Annotated in this window: 16 protein-coding genes; 15 read left to right on the forward strand and 1 reads right to left on the reverse strand. The window is 37.0% G+C overall.

Annotation, left to right across the window (positions count from 1 at the left end):
* The first annotated feature begins 190 nt into the window (after window positions 1–190).
* From WMO38_RS12655 to WMO38_RS12725, 15 genes are all read left to right on the forward strand, one after another.
* Window positions 191–1,645, forward strand: coding sequence for an aminotransferase class I/II-fold pyridoxal phosphate-dependent enzyme (locus tag WMO38_RS12655; protein WP_021865880.1), 1,455 nt, complete (start codon window positions 191–193; stop codon window positions 1,643–1,645).
* A 49-nt stretch (window positions 1,646–1,694) separates the two neighbouring features.
* Window positions 1,695–2,549 carry a polyamine aminopropyltransferase gene (gene speE, locus WMO38_RS12660; protein WP_186835758.1) on the forward strand — a complete coding sequence of 285 codons (855 nt, stop codon included), beginning with the start codon at window positions 1,695–1,697 and terminating at the stop codon, window positions 2,547–2,549.
* On the forward strand, window positions 2,549–3,808 hold the full coding sequence (locus WMO38_RS12665) for a saccharopine dehydrogenase family protein (protein WP_349162946.1): 1,260 nt from the start codon (window positions 2,549–2,551) through the stop codon (window positions 3,806–3,808). Before speE ends, WMO38_RS12665 begins: the two co-directional genes overlap by 1 nt.
* A 51-nt stretch (window positions 3,809–3,859) precedes the next feature.
* Entirely contained in the window at window positions 3,860–5,041 is a 1,182-nt protein-coding gene (nspC, locus tag WMO38_RS12670) for a carboxynorspermidine decarboxylase (RefSeq protein ID WP_349162947.1), read from the forward strand.
* On the forward strand, window positions 5,019–6,173 hold the full coding sequence (gene aguA / locus WMO38_RS12675) for an agmatine deiminase (protein ID WP_435391021.1): 1,155 nt from the start codon (window positions 5,019–5,021) through the stop codon (window positions 6,171–6,173). Before nspC ends, aguA begins: the two co-directional genes overlap by 23 nt.
* 33 nt (window positions 6,174–6,206) lie before the next feature.
* Window positions 6,207–7,073, forward strand: coding sequence for an N-carbamoylputrescine amidase (gene aguB / locus WMO38_RS12680; RefSeq protein WP_349162949.1), 867 nt, complete (start codon window positions 6,207–6,209; stop codon window positions 7,071–7,073).
* A 320-nt stretch (window positions 7,074–7,393) separates the two neighbouring features.
* Window positions 7,394–7,657 (forward strand): transporter substrate-binding domain-containing protein, encoded by a 264-nt coding sequence (locus tag WMO38_RS15305; RefSeq protein WP_349162950.1) that lies wholly within the window; start codon window positions 7,394–7,396, stop codon window positions 7,655–7,657.
* Entirely contained in the window at window positions 7,639–8,238 is a 600-nt protein-coding gene (locus WMO38_RS12690) for a substrate-binding periplasmic protein (protein ID WP_349162951.1), read from the forward strand. Before WMO38_RS15305 ends, WMO38_RS12690 begins: the two co-directional genes overlap by 19 nt.
* On the forward strand, window positions 8,239–10,767 hold the full coding sequence (locus WMO38_RS12695; protein ID WP_349162952.1) for an ATP-binding protein: 2,529 nt from the start codon (window positions 8,239–8,241) through the stop codon (window positions 10,765–10,767).
* A 44-nt stretch (window positions 10,768–10,811) separates the two neighbouring features.
* Window positions 10,812–12,158, forward strand: a complete 1,347-nt coding sequence (locus WMO38_RS12700) for an MATE family efflux transporter (RefSeq protein ID WP_349162953.1) — start codon at window positions 10,812–10,814, stop codon at window positions 12,156–12,158.
* Between the two features lie 36 nt (window positions 12,159–12,194).
* The gene (locus tag WMO38_RS12705; RefSeq protein ID WP_349162954.1) at window positions 12,195–13,757 is read left to right on the forward strand and encodes a Na+/H+ antiporter NhaC family protein; all 1,563 of its coding nucleotides are present in this window, start codon (window positions 12,195–12,197) and stop codon (window positions 13,755–13,757) included.
* 13 nt (window positions 13,758–13,770) lie between these two features.
* Window positions 13,771–14,685 (forward strand): DMT family transporter, encoded by a 915-nt coding sequence (locus tag WMO38_RS12710; protein ID WP_349162955.1) that lies wholly within the window; start codon window positions 13,771–13,773, stop codon window positions 14,683–14,685.
* Between the two features lie 34 nt (window positions 14,686–14,719).
* Window positions 14,720–16,138, forward strand: coding sequence for a LuxR C-terminal-related transcriptional regulator (locus tag WMO38_RS12715; RefSeq protein ID WP_349162956.1), 1,419 nt, complete (start codon window positions 14,720–14,722; stop codon window positions 16,136–16,138).
* 102 nt (window positions 16,139–16,240) lie between these two features.
* On the forward strand, window positions 16,241–17,590 hold the full coding sequence (locus tag WMO38_RS12720; protein ID WP_349162957.1) for a hypothetical protein: 1,350 nt from the start codon (window positions 16,241–16,243) through the stop codon (window positions 17,588–17,590).
* Between the two features lie 154 nt (window positions 17,591–17,744).
* Window positions 17,745–18,359, forward strand: coding sequence for a hypothetical protein (locus tag WMO38_RS12725; RefSeq protein ID WP_021865894.1), 615 nt, complete (start codon window positions 17,745–17,747; stop codon window positions 18,357–18,359).
* A gap of 105 nt (window positions 18,360–18,464) precedes the next feature.
* On the opposite strand, the gene WMO38_RS12730 is transcribed toward WMO38_RS12725, so the two are convergent.
* A partial coding sequence (locus WMO38_RS12730; protein ID WP_349162958.1) for a hypothetical protein occupies window positions 18,465–18,821 on the reverse strand: 357 nt, incomplete at its 5' end.

Here is an 18,821-nt window from a genome sequence, read left to right on the forward strand (position 1 = left end):
GGATTAATAAAAGAATGATTGAATATACTACAGGCGTGATTAATTTTAAATTAATCACGCCTTTTTGTGCCTTACGGCACACATTTTACGTTGGCAGCAAGCCAAAGTCCGTATTTTACGAAAATTTAGAATTTGTATTATACGGAAATCTGATGGCCGCTGCGATAATATAATGGCAGGGAGAGAGGAAATGGATTTAAAAAGACAGGCATCAGCTCCATTGTATGAGGCTATCGAAAGATTCAGAAAAAAAAGAATAGTTCCGTTTGATGTTCCGGGACACAAACGTGGCAGAGGCAATCCCGAACTTGTCGATTTACTTGGTGAACGATGTGTGGGAATTGATGTAAATTCAATGAAACCGCTTGATAATCTTTGTCATCCGGTTTCGGTAATAAAAGAGGCAGAAGAGCTGACGGCAGATGCGTTTGGTGCAGAGCATGCTTTTTTTATGGTTGGTGGAACAACGCAGGCAGTACAGAATATGGTACTTTCAGTCTGTAAGGCAGGCGATGAGATTATTGTTCCGAGAAATGTTCATAAAAGTGTTATCAATGCGTTGATTTTGTGCGGTGCAATACCTGTTTATCTTAACACGGAGATTAATGCAAAGTTAGGAATCGTACTCGGAGTAACCGTAGAACAGGTTGAAAAGACGATTCAGGAGCACCCGCGGGCAGTAGCGGTGCTTGTAAATAATCCGACATATTACGGAATATGCTCTGACATAAAGGGAATATGTGACATAGCTCATTCATACGGATTGAAAGTGCTTGCCGATGAAGCACACGGAACGCATCTTTATTTCGGGGATAATCTTCCAATGAATTCTATGAAAGCGGGAGCGGACATGGCAGCTATATCAATGCACAAATCCGGTGGTTCGCTTACACAGAGTTCAATTCTTCTGACGAATAACGGAATGAATGCGGATTATGTCCAGACAATTATCAATATCACGCAGACCACAAGTGCATCGTATCTTCTTATGACGAGCCTTGATATATCAAGGCGTAATCTTGCATTAAGGGGAAGGCAGTCATTTGCAAAAGTGAGCGAGTGGTCACAGTATGCAAGGGATGAAATTAATTCAATCGGCGGTTATTATGCTTACGGTAAAGAGCTTGTAAACGGAGGTACGGTATATGATTATGATGTCACAAAGCTGTGCGTGTATACAAGAGATATAGGACTTGACGGAATAGAGGTCTATGACATTTTAAGGGATGAATATGATATCCAGATTGAGTTTGGTGATATAGGAAATATTATGGCATACATTTCAATTGGAGACAGGATTCAGGATATTGAGCGTCTTGTCGGTGCACTCGCCGAAATAAGCCGTATTTACTCAAAAGAAGAGAAAAGATTTGAGGTAGACAGGCAGATGCTTCTTCCGAGGGTTCTTGCATCTCCGCAGGAAGCTTTTTACGCCGAAAAAATAAAAATGCCTATACGCGATACGAAAGGTCATATTTCAGGTGAATTTGTAATGGCATATCCGCCTGGAATACCGATACTGGCACCGGGTGAGGAAATTACGGAAGAAATTATTGATTACATACAATATTCCGTTGAAAAAGGATGTTCAATGCAGGGAATGGAAGATTCGGCTCTTGAATATTTGAATGTATTAAAAATATAAAAAATAAATGTAATATAAAAAATAAACAATGTATAATTTGGAGGGCAATATGGAATTTTGGTTTTCGGAGCTGCACTCGCCGCATGTTAAGTTTGACATACGTGTGGAAAAGCAGTTATTTTCAGGAAAAAGCGATTATCAGAGGATAGATGTGTTTGAATCGCCTGAATTCGGTAAATTCCTGACACTTAACGGAAGCGTTATATTTTCGGAGCAGGATTGCTTTATTTATAATGAAATGGTTGTGCATGTGCCGATGGCGGTGCACCCTGATGTGAAAAATGTTCTTATCATTGGCGGTGGTGATGGCGGCGTATCAAAAGAATTATTGCAATATGACAATATCGAAAATATAGATATTGTCGAGCAGGACAGCATGTTTGTCGATGTGTGCAAGGAGTATTTCCCGGAGACCTCAATAGGTCTTGATGATGAAAGAGTGCATATATACAATTATGATGCGTTGAGATTTCTCCGCTCGAAAATGAATGAGTATGACCTTATCATAAATGATGCAACTGACCCGTTTGGAGCGTCTGAGGGACTGTTTACAAGAGAATTTTACGGAAGCTGTTACAAGGCGTTAAAAGATGACGGAATACTTGTGTATCAGCACGGAAGCCCATTTTATGACGAGGATGAGGATGCATGCAGGAGCATGCATAAAAAAGTATTTCACACATTTCCGATAAGCAGGGTATATCAGGCACACATACCTACAAGCCCGTCAGGTTACTGGCTTTTCGGTTTTGCTTCAAAGAAGTATCATCCGCTTAAAGATTTTAAGGCAGACGAGTGGAAAAAAAGAGACATATATACAGAATATTACACAACTAATCTTCATACAGGAGCATTTATGCTTCCAAAGTATGTTGAAGAATTATTAGAACAGGAGGAAAAATAATGAGCAGAGTATTAGTAATCGGATGTGGAGGTGTTGCCTCAGTTGCAATTCACAAAATATGTCAGGTGAGTGATGTATTTACTGATTTGTGTATTGCGAGCAGGACAGTGAGCAAGTGTGATGTGCTTGCAGAAGAATTAAAGGGAAATACAAAGACAAACATTACAACAGCAAAGGTTGATGCGGATAACACAGATGAGGTTATTGCATTGATAAATAAATTCAAGCCTGATGTTGTTCTTAATGTTGCACTTCCGTATCAGGATTTAACGATTATGGATGCATGTCTTGCATGCAAAGTTCCTTATGTTGACACTGCAAATTATGAGTGTGAGGATACGGATAATCCTGAGTGGAGAAAGGTGTATGAGGAAAGATGCAAACGCCTCGGTTTTACAGCATATTTTGACTATTCATGGCAGTGGGCTTACAGGGAAAAATATAAAGAGGCAGGAATTACGGGACTTTTGGGAACTGGTTTTGACCCGGGTGTTACAAGTGTATTTACAGCATATGCACAGAAACACTATTTCGATGAAATACATACAATAGATATTCTCGACTGCAACGGTGGCGATCACGGTTATCCTTTTGCAACAAACTTTAATCCTGAAATAAATCTGAGGGAAGTTTCTGCACCGGGTTCTTATTGGGAAGACGGACACTGGGTTGAGATTCCGCCTATGTCAATCAAGCGTGAATATGATTTTGAGGGCGTAGGAATGAAGGATATGTATCTTTTGCACCATGAAGAAATAGAAGCACTTGCCGCAAATATTCCTCATGTTAAGAGAATCCGTTTCTTTATGACATTCGGACAGAGTTATCTTACACACATGAAATGCCTCGAAAATGTAGGTATGTTAAGAACAGATCCTGTTGAATTTAACGGTCAGCAGATAGTTCCTATACAGTTTTTAAAAGCACTTCTTCCAGATCCTGCTTCTCTCGGTCCAAGAACAGTCGGAAAGACTAATATTGGCTGTATATTTACGGGAATTAAGGACGGAAAAGAAAGAAAAATATATATTTACAATGTATGCGACCATCAGGAGTGTTACAGAGAAGTCGGTTCACAGGCTATTTCTTATACGACAGGTGTTCCTGCGATGATTGGAACAATGCTTGTTGCAAAAGGAGTATGGAATAAACCGGGAGTATTTACGACAGATGAGTTTGATCCTGATCCATATATGGACGCACTTAACAAATACGGACTTCCATGGAAAGTTGACGAAAATCCCGTACTGGTTGATTGATATTAAAGTGCCGTAAACGGATAATTTTTGCGGATTACAAGGAGAATTATTATGAAATTTGATGAGTTAAAGACACCCGCTTATGTTATTGATGAAAAAAAACTTATACATAATCTTGAAATATTAAAGAGTGTCGAAGAGCATACGGGGTGTCATATACTTCTTGCACAGAAAGCATTTTCATCATATGCGTTGTATCCGCTTATATCGCAATACATAAGCGGAACAACGGCAAGCGGGATTTTTGAGGCAGAACTCGGGCATGAGTGCATGGGAAAAGAAAATCATGTTTTTGCACCTGCATTTACAGATGAAGATATGGATAAACTTGTAAAAATATGTGACCATGTTGTCTTTAACTCAGTAAATCAGCTTATATGCCATAAAGAGAAGTGTATAAATAACAGAGTGAGCTTCGGACTGCGTGTTAATCCTGAGCATTCAACACAGGGAGACCATGCAATATATGATCCATGTGCCCCGGGCAGCAGACTTGGAGTAACAGAAGAAAATCTGAAAAAAGCACTGCAGAAAAATCCTGATGCACTTGCCGGAATGGAGGGTATTCACTTTCATACACTATGTGAGCAGAATTCCGATGATTTAGAGAAAACTCTAAATGTTGTTGAACAAAAATTCGGCTTTCTGCTGCAGTCTGACAGTATAAAATGGGTCAACTTTGGCGGTGGACATCATATAACAAGGGATGATTATGATATAAAAAGGCTTGAAAAGTGCATAAATCATGTTAAAAAAACTTATAATGTGGATGTTTATGTCGAACCCGGAGAGGCTGTTGCATTAAATGCCGGTTATCTTGTAACAACTGTTCTTGATAAGGTGGAAAATGGGATAACAACACTTATACTTGATACATCAGCGGCATGTCATATGCCGGATGTGCTTGAAATGCCATATGTGCCGCCATTAAGAGATGCCGTAAGGCTTGATGATATCAATGCCGATATATGGGAAAAGCCTGCTGATGGAAGATTCAGGTACAGATTATCGTCATATACATGTCTTGCAGGTGACATAACCGGTGATTATGAGTTCGATTCAGAAGTAAATGCAGGAGACAGGCTTGTATTTGAGGATATGGCAATATATTCAATGGTAAAAAACAATACATTTAACGGAATACCATTGCCGGACATTGCAATTATGGATACAAATGGCGATTGCAGGGTATGGAAACATTTTGATTACGATGAGTTTAAAAGGAGATTGTAAATTGGGTGAATTATTATGTAATCCAGCTTACGACGGATTTCGTATGCCGGCGGAATTTGAGCAGCATCATGGATGTATTATGATTTGGCCTGAAAGACCTGGGTCGTGGGCATATGAAGCAAGAGAGGCGAGAAAGGCATTTTGTTCCATAGCAGAAGCGATAGGAGAAAGCGAACAGGTTTATATGCTGGTTTCAGAAAGACAGTATGAAAATGCCATTCAAATGCTTTCGGACAAAATAAGATTAGTTATTATGGATTCCGATGATGCATGGGCAAGAGATACAGGACCGACATTTGTCGTAAGCGGCGATGCTGATGTTTCGTATAAAGATAGAATTTTAAGAGGAATTAACTGGAAGTTCAATGCATGGGGCGGTGAGTATGATGGATTGTATGCCGACTGGAGCAGGGATGATAAGATTGCGATAGAGTTTATGAAGCATTTCGGATGTGATTATTACAATGCAGCACCATTTGTTCTTGAAGGCGGTTCTATACACACAGATGGAGAAGGAACACTTCTTGTTACAGAAAATTGTCTTTTAAGCAAAGGACGCAATCCGGAACTTACAAAGCCACAGATTGAAGAAAAACTTAAAATGTATTGCAATGTCCACAAAATAATATGGCTTCCTTGTGGAATATATAATGACGAAACCAACGAGCATGTGGATAACGTGTGTGCATTTACATCGCCGGGTGAGGTTGTTCTTGCATGGACGGATGACAAAAATGATCCACAGTACGAGATGAGCATGTCATGTCTTAAAGTTCTTGAAAATGAAACAGATGCGAAAGGAAGAAAAATAAAGGTTAGGAAACTTCCAATTCCTTCAAATCATATATGCATAACGGAGTATGACCTTAAAGGACTTGAATTTGAGGACGGTGAGGATGAAAGGGAAGCAGGAGAGAGACTTGCTGCATCATATGTCAATTTTTATATATCAAACAAAGCAGTTATAGTTCCCCAGTTTGGTGATAAAAATGATAAAGCAGCATGTGATATTTTATCGGAGGCATTTCCTGAAAGACAGATAATTCCAGTGTATGCAAGGGATATAATTGTCGGAGGCGGCAATATACACTGCATTACACAGCAGATACCGAAAGCGGAAGGTTTTGACTGATATTATATTTTTGAAAATTTGAGGAGAGATAAAATGCGAAAAGTAAAATACGCAGGCATCCAGATGCAATGCACAAAATCTGTAGAAGAAAATATCGCAAAAGCGGATAAAATGGTTCGCAAAGCAGCATCAGAAGGAGCAAAGATTATTCTTCTGCCAGAGCTTTTTGAAAGACAATATTTCTGTCAGGAAAGAAATTATGATTATTATTTATACGCACGCAGTTTAGAAGAAGATGAAGCGGTTAATCATTTTAAAAAAGTTGCGGCTGAACTTGAAGTTGTGCTTCCGATAAGTTTTTATGAAAAAGATGTAAATGTTTTTTATAATACGACGGCAGTTATCGATGCAGACGGGAGTGTTCTTGGAATTTACAGAAAAACACATATTCCGGATGACCATTATTATCAGGAAAAGTTTTATTTTACACCGGGAGATACAGGATTTAAGGTGTGGGATACAAGATATGGTAAAATAGGAGTCGGAATATGCTGGGACCAGTGGTTTCCGGAAACTGCGAGAGGAATGGCTGTTCAGGGAGCGGAAATATTATTTTATCCAACAGCGATAGGTTCTGAGCCGATTCTTGAAGTTGACAGTATGCCACACTGGAGAAGATGTATGCAGGGACATGCAGCCTGCAATGTAATTCCTGTTGTCGCTGCTAACAGAATTGGAGAGGAGTGTGTAGAGCCATCAGATGAAAATGGCAGACAGAAATCTTCACTTGTATTTTATGGTTCTTCATTTGTCACGGATTCCACAGGAGAAATTGTTATGCAGGCTTCACGTGATAAAGAAGAAATAGTATATGGCGAGTCGGATTTAGATGAAAACCGTGATTTGAGAGTGAGCTGGGGGCTGTTTCGTGACAGACGTCCCCAAATGTATCATTTTTAAATTTTTTTGTCTTGTAAATAATAATAAATGTCTATGATATCATCATGAGCGGACTTGCAAATATAGCTGCAGGGAGCTTATTATAATACAGAAGACAGAAGTTGTGATGACGGTACTTAGTATGCGGCGTCGTATTCTGTCTTCTTTTTTTGCACCATAATTTTGTGTATGCCATAATATAGTTAATAATATTAAGCGTATTGTGTTTTTTAAAAAATAAAACATACAGATAAAAATTGTAATTGTAATTTATGATATTTGCTGTATAATAAATATACAGTAAATTAATTGATACGGTTATAAAGAATGGGGAGAGATGTATGCGAGGAGATATTTTTAAGAAGACATGTGAGTATATTTTGGTATTAATGATGGTTTGTATACTGCTTTTAACAGGATGTTCGGAAAGCAATGATACAGATGAAGATGATATGATTAAAGCTGAAGAATCGTCAGGAATAAGTGCTGTCAGTCTTGTAATCGGGAGTGACAATTATGAACCATATAATTACATTGATGAGTCTGGTGAAAATGTTGGTATTGATGTGGATATTGCAAAGGAGGCGTGCGCAGGCTGGGGATAACACCTGTTTTTAAGCAGATTACATGGGACAGGAAGGATAGCTTTCTTGACAGTAATGAGATTGATTGTCTGTGGGGAAGTTTTACAATGAGCGGAAGAACTGATGATTACAGATGGGCGGGACCATATATGTACAGCCGTCAGGTTGTTGTTGCAAGGAAAGACAGAGGAATCAATTCATTTGCTGATTTAAAGGGTAAAAGAATTGCAGTGCAGTCAACATCAAAACCGGAACATATTATATTAAGTGGTGAAGATGATAGAATTCAGGGAGTTTCTGCTGTTTACAGCATGTCTACAATGAGTGAATTGTATGCGAGTCTGAGAAAAGGATATATAGATGCTGCGGCAGGACATGAGGTTGCAATTAAAAGATTTGTTGATACTAACCCGCAGCAGTTTATTATTCTTGATGAGACATTATATAAATCCGAACTTGGAGTTGCATTTAAAAAGGGAAGGTGTGATGATATTCCGGATATACTTAATGATATATTAAAGCAGATGATTGATGATGGAACGATTAAAAAAATTGCTGAATCATATGGAATTAACGCAGATATATCTATGGGGGATAATTAAATGAGAGCTATAAAAAAAGATGAAATAAGCGTTAAGATGGTATATACTGTGACATTTATAGGATTGTTTCTGATATTTGCGGTATATGGTCTTTTTACAGTGTATGGTGTACGCAGGACAGAAAAAGCAGCAGACAAAACGCTTCTTTTTGCAAAGGCAAGAATTTTAAGATATGAAGATTATAAAGAAAATGACAAAGTAAAGAGTTTGTACAGACTGCTTGATAAAACGACAGAAGCAGCCAGATGCCTTGACAAAGAAGTATATGATGAAAGTTTTTTCGAGGATTATGTTTATGAACAGAGACTCGGAGGAATATGTATATTTGATTCGGATATGAAGTGTGAATATTTTACTGAGGATTCGGACATATGGTGGAAAAAGATTTCTGACAGTGCTAATATCGATAATAATGTTATTACACAGATTATAGAATACCCATTGAAATCATACATGACAAGAATTGAACTTGATGATGGTGAATATGATATGGCAGCCGTTTCTAGAAGAGATAAAGGTGGAATTGTCATTGCATATGAAAAGAAACAGCCGGGATTTGAAAACAATGGTGATATAACAATGGAATCACTTATAACGGATTTTACATTTGAAAATGATGGAATTGTTTTTATATCGTGTGATGATAAAATTGTTAATTGTAATATTGAAGAATATCAGGGGAAGACTTTAAGCGAATATCAAGATGTTTTTTTTGGAGACTGGAATGATGGTGGCAACAAAATGGTAAAGTTTGGTTTGTCACAGTCTGAGTGGTATGGCAGCAGGATGATATATGGAAGATATGGAATATATGTATTTTTTCCATCATCATCAATTTACAGTGACCGTACAAAAGCGGTTATATTCTGTACGGGTGCATACATAACAATGCTTGTTCTTGCTATGGCAATAAGGCAGCATATACTTTATATAAACACAAGACAGCTTGACAAGCAGTTTCGTATAATCAAGTCGATAAGCAGCATATATTCTGCACTTATTCTTATCGATATTAAGAATGACCAGTGGGAACTTATAAAAATTCCAGAAAAGCTCGATTATATTTTTGACCAGAAACATAACGTAAAACAGATGCTTGAAGACTATACAAGTAACCGGATTATTCCGTCTCAAAGAGATTCTTTCAGAAAGTTTGCAGATATTAATACACTTATGACACGTCTGGAGCAGAGCCGTTATCTTGAATATACTGTTGAAAATATTAACAGCAGATGGTATATGATTGCAGTTGTTCCGCAAAGTTATGACAAAAATGGGCATATAGCTGCTATTCTCATGCTTTTTCGTGATATTACAGAAGAAAAGCTTCGGGAGTTAAAATACCAGCATCAGTTAAAGGCAGCTGCACAGCAGGCAGAAAAGGCTAACGTTGCCAAAACTGATTTCCTTAGGCGTATGAGTCATGATATAAGAACCCCTATTAATGGTATAAGAGGAATGGTTGAAATATGCCGTTTTTATTTGAATGATAGAAAGAAAGCGGAAGAATGTCTTGATAAGATAATGGCGGCATCAGGATTTTTACTTGAATTGGTTAATGATGTTCTGGATATGAATAAGCTTGAATCAGGTGAGATAGTTCTTACAAAAGAGCCATTCTGTCTTTCAAAACTACTGATGGAGGTTGACAGTGTCATAGAAATGCAGGCAAATGAAAGTGGCGTGGATTATATAAAAGCTCCGCTTAATATAGAAAATGACCATCTTATAGGAAGTTCACTTCATATAAAACAGATACTTCAAAATATTGTATCTAATGCTGTAAAGTATAATAAGCGTGGAGGATATGTAAGGGTCAGCTGCACAGAAAACAGGATAGATGAAAAAAATATAATGTTTGAGTTTGTATGTACTGATAATGGACAGGGAATGAGTGAAGATTTTCAGAAAAAAGCATTTGAACCATTCGCACAGGAAAAAACCAGGGTACGCACAACATATGCAGGAACAGGTCTGGGTCTTGCAATATCAAAAAAGCTCACTGTCCAGATGGGAGGAACTATCGAATTTATCAGCAGACAGGGATATGGAACAACATTTTATGTAAAAATACCTTTTGAGATAGATGATTCATATGAAAGCAGACAACAGGAAATAGCTGTAGATGAAAAAATCAGGCTTGATGGAAATAAAATTATTATTGCTGAAGATAATGAGCTTAATATGGAAATTGCAAGATTTATAATAGAAGGAGCCGGTGCACAGGTTATGCCGGCTGTCAATGGGGAAGAAGCTGTTAAAATATTTGAAACATCGCAATATGGAGAGTACAAGGTTGTTCTCATGGATGTTATGATGCCTGTAATGGGTGGACTTGAAGCAGCAAAAAATATAAGAAAAATGGACAGACCGGATGCAAAAACAGTTGCTATGATAGCAATGAGTGCTAATGCCTTTCATGATGATGTTGAGCAGAGCCTTGCAGCGGGAATGAATGTTCACATGGCAAAACCGCTTGATTTTGATAAACTTCTTGCGACAATAAAAGAATATTGCGATAAAAACTGACATGACTATAGTCATAGAATTAGAAGTATAGGAGAATTGAATATATGAAAGATTTGACAAAAGGCAAACCATCTTCGCTTATTTTATCTTTTGCGTTTCCTATTTTTCTTGCAAATCTGTTACAGCTTACGTACAGTCTTGCAGATACAAGGATTGTAGGTTCTTTTCTTGGTGAAGATGCACTTGCAGCTGTTGGCTCGACAAGTACAGTAAGTAATCTTATTATAGGATTTCTGCTTGGACTTGCCAACGGATTTGCAATTATAACTGCACAAAGATTTGGTGCGAAAGATATAAAGGGAATGAAAAAATCTTTTGCGGCATCGATACTTCTTGGAACAGGAATATCAATAGTGCTTACTGTTCTTGGAATGATATTTAAAAATACACTTTTGGGATTTTTAAATGTACCGCATAATCTATATGGTGAAGCGGGTGCATACATATTTATTATAATTGCCGGAATGACGGCAACATTTCTTTATGATTCATGTGCAGCTGTTTTAAGGTCACTGGGTGATACAATAACGCCGCTTATAATACTTCTTGTATCGGTTGCTCTTAATATTACCGGAGATTTATTTTTTGTTGTAGTATTAAAGTCCGGCGTGCGTGGAGCTGCGATAGCAACGGTGCTTGCACAGATTATTGCATTTGTAATATGTTTTGTTTATATGTTTAAAAAATATGAGATACTGCGTCTTACAAAGAGTGATTTTACATCTCTTGATGGTAATCTTGTAAGAAATATGCTGGGCTCAGGTCTTTCAATGGGATTTATGAGTTCACTTGTAAATATCGGTTCGCTGACACTTCAGACTGCAATTAACAAGCTTGGACAGGATATAATTGTTGCACATACTGCGGCAAGAAAAATATCAGAGATGTTTATGATAATGTTTACTGTATTTGGGCAGACAATGGCTACTTATTGCGGTCAGAATATGGGAGCCGGAAGAATTGACCGCGTTAAAACAGGAATAAAATCCGCTCTTATATATACATGTTCATGGTGTGTGCTTACAGTAATAGCAAGTTATACAATCGGAGACTGGCTTATATATCTTGTTACAGGAAGCAATAATGAAAATGTAATAAGAAATGCGGTGAATTATCTTAAATTTGATACGGTATTTTATTTTGTTACAGCATTTATATGCATACTAAGAAATGCAATGCAGGGGCTTGGTGAACATATAATACCGCTTGTATCAAGTTCTCTGGAAATGGTTGGGAAAATTATAATTGCCGCGACGCTTGTTCCGTGGCTCGGATATGCTGGTGTTATTGTTGCAGAGCCGATAGTATGGTTTATTATGGTAATTCCACTCATTATACAGATATTAAAAATGATTCCGGTACTTGAAAAACAGTATTGCAGTCCTGTATAATAGCTGTCAGATTAACAAATGTTGAAAGGAGATTTCATGAACGAAATCGTAGAATATTTACCTAATATGTATGCCACATTCTGGGCTTTGATTCCGCCACTTGTGGCTATTATACTTGCACTTATAACAAAAGAAGTTTACAGTTCTTTATTTATTGGAATTGTTATGGGTGGTTTATTTTATGGGAATCTTTTCCAGACGGGATTCAGCCTGGAAAAATCTGTTCTTCATATATTTGATGACGGGATTCTTGGAGTTCTTACGGATTCGTATAATGTAGGAATTCTTGTATTTCTTGTTGTACTGGGAATTATGGTAAGCATGATGAACAGGGCTGGCGGTTCTGCTGCATTTGGTGAATGGGCAGGAAAACATATTAAAACAAGAATAGGAGCACAGCTTGCATCTATACTTCTTGGTGTGCTGATATTTATAGATGATTATTTTAACTGTCTTACTGTTGGAAGCGTAATGCGACCTATAACAGATAAACATAATGTATCAAGGGCAAAGCTTGCATATCTTATTGACGCAACGGCAGCACCTGTATGTATCATAGCACCTATATCTTCATGGGCAGCAGCGGTTACCGGATTTGTTCCGGGGGAAGACGGATTTTCAATATTTATCAATGCAATTCCGTATAATTATTACGCGTTGCTCACAATAGTTGCGATGCTTACATTTGTAATATTAAAGGTTGATTTTGGCCCTATGGCAGAGCATGAGGCTAATGCTGTAAATGGAGACCTTTATACAACGGGTGACAGACCATATGAGAATGTATCGCAGGATGTGATAAAGGGAAGAGGAAAAGTTATAGATTTAATTTTCCCTATTGTGACATTAATAATATGCTGTGTAATCGGGATGATTTATACAGGAGGATTTTTTAGCGGAACAGGATTTATTGAAGCATTTTCAGGAAGTGATGCTTCAATGGGACTTATGCTTGGCAGCTTTTTTGCACTTATAATAACAATAGCATTTTATTCTGTCAGAAGAGTACTGGGTTTTACAGAGTGCTGTAATTGTATTCCTGAAGGATTTAAAGCGATGGTTCCGGCAATTCTTATTCTTGTATTTGCATGGACATTAAAGTCAATGACAGACAGTCTTGGTGCAAAAGAATATGTTGCATCATTAGTTGAAAATATATCAGGTCCATGGCTTTCGCTGTTCCCGGCAATTATATTTATAATTGGTGCGTTACTCGCATTTGCGACAGGTACGTCATGGGGAACATTTGGTATTCTCATACCTATTGTTGTAGGAACATTTTCAGGAATAAATCATACAATGATGATTATATCAATATCTGCATGTATGGCTGGTGCTGTATGCGGAGATCATTGTTCACCTATTTCCGATACAACCATTATGGCATCGGCTGGAGCACAGTGTAATCACATGAATCATGTATCCACACAGCTTCCGTATGTTATGGTTGTTGCGGTTATATCATGCATGACTTATATACTTGCAGGATTTATTCAAAGTCCGGTAATTCCGCTTATAATAGGAATCGTTCTTATGATTGGAACACTTATAGGAATTAAATATATAACCTCTATTAATTCAAAAAAGAAAGAAATGTAGAAAAGAGGATGCAGTGAAGAATATTAAAGGAAGCTTGATTTTACTGCTGGCAGCTTTTATCTGGGGAACTGCTTTTGTTGCACAAACAAGCGGTTCTCAGAATGTTGGTACATTTACGTTCAATGCAAGCCGTTCCTTTGTAGGAGCGGCATTTCTTGTAATAGTGATAATGGTTGTACATCTGTCGGCAAATAAGAATGTAAAACAGGAAGTAAGATTAGATGAATATGGGTTTAAAATAAAATGGCCGATAACAGGCGGAATTATATGTGGCTGCGTATTATGTGCTGCAATGTCGTTACAGCAATATGGAATAAGCATATATCCTAAGGGAGTGGCAGCATCCGGAAGAGCCGGATTTTTGACGGCAACATATGTTGTTATGGTTGCTGTGTTGACAGCACTTATTGAGAAAAAAATACGTCCTGTAATTGTATTGTCTGTTATTGGATGTATAAGCGGAATGTACCTTTTATGCATGAAAGGTGGGTTTTCAGGTATATATGCGGCGGACATCTGCCTGCTTTTATGTGCGGTGTGTTTTATGTGCCATATATTTGCGGTAGAACATTTTTCGTCTGAAGACGGAATAAAACTGTCATGTATACAATTTGCAACATGTGCCGTAATATCACTTATTCTGGCATTAGTTTTTGAGAAACCCGATATAGGAAATATTGTAAAAGCAGCAGTTCCAATATTATACGCAGGTGTTATGTCCAATGGAATTGCATATACATTGCAGATAATAGGACAGAAATATACAAAACCGGCGGTTGCATCTATAGTTATGAGTCTTGAATCAGTGTTTGCAGTGCTTGCCGGATGGCTGATTCTGCATGAAGTGTTAAGCATAAGAGAGGCTGTTGGATGTGTGCTTGTGTTTGCGGCAGTTATAATTGCACAGATACCTGAAAAAGAAAAATAAAACATGCAATAGTTTTAAGAGGAATGACATAAATATGAAAAATAAAAAAATATATGTAACAGCAATTCTCACTTTATTTAATTTTGTATTTTTAGGAACAGAATATTTATTTGATAATATGATGATGAATCTTGTGGATTCAGATGGAGTTGTTCTTGTACAAAATTATATACTTGGTGCCAGTGTTTTGGGTTTTGTATTGTTTCCGTTTATAAATCGTTATCTGAAAGGATACCTGGAATATGTGGCTGGAATTGTGGCTTCAATAATTGCAGCTGTATCGGTTGCTGTTATTTCAGGACATTCGTCATATGAAATAATGATTATTATAGGATGTATATTTTTTGTATTACTTGGAATAACAGGAAGTGCAGCGATTTATTATTCATCTGTTATTTTAAGGGGAAGTTCACAAATATCATCATATGTTGGAATTGCATATGCGGCAGGTGTATTTTTACAATTTATCAACAATAATATTATAAAAAAAGAAATCGCACAAAAAGCGGTTATAATAGTGTTGGCTGTCAGCCTTATATGGCTTATTATATATCGTAAAAAATTTGCAGAAGAGAAAGATAATGTGGATAAATATGACAGTGCGGATGGATATTTGATTAAAAATAAAATGCTTACAGGTATGCTTCTTGTTATTATGGTTGCACTTATGTCATGTATATTTGTATCTCTTGATAATGCGGTAACACTTGTTCATGCACAGGGAAGTGTTGACATAGGGCAGCTTCCGAGAATACTTCTTGCATTGAGTGGTCTTTGTGCAGGATTTTTATTTGATATACATAATGGACGTTATATGAGCATGATTATGTATTGTATAACTCTTATATCAACATTATGCATAGTCATAATTAATTTCGGTGGGATTTTTATTGCAGGGCTTGTTATATTTTATATATCAGCAGGATTTTTTGCTGTATTTTTTACAGCATCATTTATGAGTTTATCATATAAAATGAAAAATCCTGAATTCTGGGCAGGACTTGGGCGTGCAGTAAATAATCTGTGTGCAGTTATTACATCTGCTGTATCAGTAAAACTTCTCACTTCGGGAAGTAATATGGTTATAACTGTTGTTTCTGTTATATTGTTTGTGCTTATAAGTATTGTTATTTTTATATACCTTAATCAGTATTATCCACAAAAACAGGTAGAGAGTGATGAACAGACAGATGAGATTCAAGAAGAAATAATAAGTCCGGAAAAGAAATTTGAACTGTTTTGTGAATGTTATTCGCTTACAGAAAGAGAGAAAGAAGTTTTACATGCACTTCTTTTTTCAGATAAGGATGTTCAGGATATAGCAGAGTCACTTTTTATATCAAGAGCGGCTTTATACAGACATATAAGCAGTATCAATCAGAAAACAAATACAAATAAACGTGTGGGTCTTATTCAGTATTATTATGCCTGGAATTCAGTAGAAAATGGATGATTTGTGTATTTGAGACATATGTCAACTTACAAAAAAATGTCGTATGTGATATTAAATTGGTATCATATACGACATTTTTATGCAGAAAAAAGGAGGATATACATGAAAAATTCAAAAAAATATATATCATGGTTTACAGTGCTGATACTGGGACTTGTTTTTACAATGCAGTTTATACCAGCAAAAGGAATAGCAGCATCTGAAGAAAATACAGCTATATCGTTCAGATTTGAGGGAGTGGTTTCGTCATATGAGGAAATGAAAGCACAGGATAATTCGTTTGAAGTCTATGTGAAAGCACAAGGTGATACAGAGTATAAAACGCTTGCACAGGCTGCATCAGACAATAATGGTGTATACAGCCTTAATGCAGAGGTTTCGTCTGTAAGTATTTACATAACATTAAATAAAGACAAGTATATGCTTATGACGGATTTTAATATGTTTGATACAGGCATAAGTAATGCACAGACGCTTACACAAAAGAGAACATATAGTATTCAGATTGATAAAAATGTACTTACGGTAAGCTGGGCATATGATGAGAAAACATATGGAGAAGATGCATGGCTTGAACATGGATGTGCCCAAATTACAGCAATAGAGGGCGTAAATGATTTTCATGATATTCCATTTGCCAATAATCCCGGAGATGAAAAAGGCGGGCATATTGCGGTTGAAACAGGTAGAAAGGTAACGATAAAGCTTATACCTGATTATGGCTGGCAGGTAGCGGGACTTACGTTAAATGGGGGCGAAAAATTGACGCCTGATGATGATAATGTGTCAACATTCACATTTGTAATGGGAGATTCAAATATTCATCTTAAAGGATTATTTGAAAAGGCATCGGACGAGATTAAGATTGATAAGGGAAATACAGTCAAATCTGTAAGCATTTCCAATGGTGAAAATGCTGTGGCAAGCGGTAATCTTGCACTTACAGTGTCAGATAATACCTCATATGATTCGCAAAAAGAGCAGGCTGTGGCAGAAGGATCGGTTTATGTATCTGCTGTTGATTTTACTTTACAGCAGCTTGTGAGTAAAGGAAATGGAAGTGCATGGGTATCTGATGTGACGGAATTTGAAAAGCCTGTTACGCTTAATGTGTCAATAGATGATTATGATGAAAATTATGATTATATTGTTATAAGAAATCATAACGGAGAGATTACAAAGCTTGACACAACTGCAAATGAAGGTACTATATCATTTGAAACGAATAGATTTTCAACATATGTTATTCTTAAAAAAGAAAAAAGTGGTGCAGGTCAGGACAGTAGTGATACAGCAGAAAGCGGTGTTGATGCAGGTATAGGAGAAATAAAAAATAGTATGACAGATTCGCCGGTTACAGGATATGATGATATGGCAGGGTTGTATGTTTGTCTTATGTTTATGTCAGTTCTTGTTTCATCAGCAGTATTAAAGAAAAGTGCAGGGGTATAATGAAGCTGGGTGGATTAAAAAAGGTTTTTAAAATATTTAATAGATTAGTTATAAAATTTAAACTGACATCCGATATAAATAACATAATATTACTATAAAGTATTTATTAATGTAACTATGTGTTAATTTATCATTAGAACAAGGATGTGAAAAGATGAAAATTATTGAAGCACAAAAAATCTATCTGGCAAACAGGAGTGCACTGGTAGAACAGAAAAAAACACTAACAAGTCAACGTGATAAGGCAAAAAAAATGGCGGAACTTACAGGCGATTCTGCATATAGTGATGAAGCTGCATCGCTTGAACTTACATTGAAAGAAACAGAGGATAAGTTTCTGAAGAATCAGGATATTCTTGATAATCTTGCCGAACAGCATTGTAATGTAGCAAATGCAGAAGTAAACAGGCAGATATCTGACCCTGAAACAGGTCTGGCGGCCGAATACGGAAAGATTCTTGAAGTTGCAAGGCGTATAGCAACAGGCGGTAAAGTACCATATAAAGATGAAAAAAAGCTTATGGAGTATTCAGATAAGCTGTATCAGGCAGCAAAATCAGCAGCAATGCTTTTGAAATTAAGAGAAAAGGACAGGAAGAAATACGATTCTTTATGGGAAGATGATGATAAGAAAGAAAATCCTGACCCGGATGAGATTGCGGATAATACCGAGGCATCAGGAGATTTTCCTGAGATATCCGTTGATGTTTCAACAAGTGGCGGCTCGGATTCGTCAGTAGGAGGAACATCTGTTGATATGTCTGAATAAAAAATAATAATACAAATATAGCATTTAAGCTTTGTTAAACAGTATAGGCTTCTTATGGTAATTGCATATTGCAATTACATAAGAAGCCTTATTTAAAGTTATGTGCTAATTGTTCTTATTTTTAAGTTCTTCAATTATGGCCTCAAGTTTAGCAATTCTGGCATCCGATTGTGCTTTAGCATTTTCAGCCTTGATTCTGGCCTTAGCTTCGTTTTCAGCTCTTTCATTGGCAGCTGTTGCTTCCTGTTTAGCGGCATTTGCTTCCTGTTTAGCGGCATTAACTTCCTGCTTGGCGGCATTAACTTCCTGTTTAGCGGCATCCACTTCCTGTTTAGCAGCATCCACTTCCTGCTTGGCGGCATTAACTTCCTGTTTAGCGGCATTAACTTCCTGCTTGGTGATTTTTAATTCCTGTCTGGCTGCTGTAACTTCCTTCCTGGTAGTTTTTAATTCGTGTTTTAC

Source organism: Lachnospira hominis (ex Hitch et al. 2025), from assembly GCF_040096395.1.
Classification (GTDB): domain Bacteria; phylum Bacillota; class Clostridia; order Lachnospirales; family Lachnospiraceae; genus Lachnospira; species Lachnospira hominis.

Excerpts from the sequence above, each read along its gene's own strand:
- WMO38_RS12725 (WP_021865894.1), top strand. The coding sequence starts at position 17,745 with ATGAAAATTATTGAAGCACAAAAAATCTATCTGGCAAACAGGAGTGCA.
- speE (WP_186835758.1), top strand. The coding sequence starts at position 1,695 with ATGGAATTTTGGTTTTCGGAGCTGCACTCGCCGCATGTTAAGTTTGAC.
- WMO38_RS12700 (WP_349162953.1), top strand. The coding sequence starts at position 10,812 with ATGAAAGATTTGACAAAAGGCAAACCATCTTCGCTTATTTTATCTTTT.
- WMO38_RS15305 (WP_349162950.1), top strand. The coding sequence starts at position 7,394 with ATGCGAGGAGATATTTTTAAGAAGACATGTGAGTATATTTTGGTATTA.
- aguA (WP_435391021.1), top strand. The coding sequence starts at position 5,019 with ATGAGTTTAAAAGGAGATTGTAAATTGGGTGAATTATTATGTAATCCA.
- WMO38_RS12665 (WP_349162946.1), top strand. The coding sequence starts at position 2,549 with ATGAGCAGAGTATTAGTAATCGGATGTGGAGGTGTTGCCTCAGTTGCA.
- nspC (WP_349162947.1), top strand. The coding sequence starts at position 3,860 with ATGAAATTTGATGAGTTAAAGACACCCGCTTATGTTATTGATGAAAAA.
- WMO38_RS12720 (WP_349162957.1), top strand. The coding sequence starts at position 16,241 with ATGAAAAATTCAAAAAAATATATATCATGGTTTACAGTGCTGATACTG.
- WMO38_RS12655 (WP_021865880.1), top strand. The coding sequence starts at position 191 with ATGGATTTAAAAAGACAGGCATCAGCTCCATTGTATGAGGCTATCGAA.
- WMO38_RS12705 (WP_349162954.1), top strand. The coding sequence starts at position 12,195 with ATGAACGAAATCGTAGAATATTTACCTAATATGTATGCCACATTCTGG.
- aguB (WP_349162949.1), top strand. The coding sequence starts at position 6,207 with ATGCGAAAAGTAAAATACGCAGGCATCCAGATGCAATGCACAAAATCT.
- WMO38_RS12715 (WP_349162956.1), top strand. The coding sequence starts at position 14,720 with ATGAAAAATAAAAAAATATATGTAACAGCAATTCTCACTTTATTTAAT.
- WMO38_RS12695 (WP_349162952.1), top strand. The coding sequence starts at position 8,239 with ATGAGAGCTATAAAAAAAGATGAAATAAGCGTTAAGATGGTATATACT.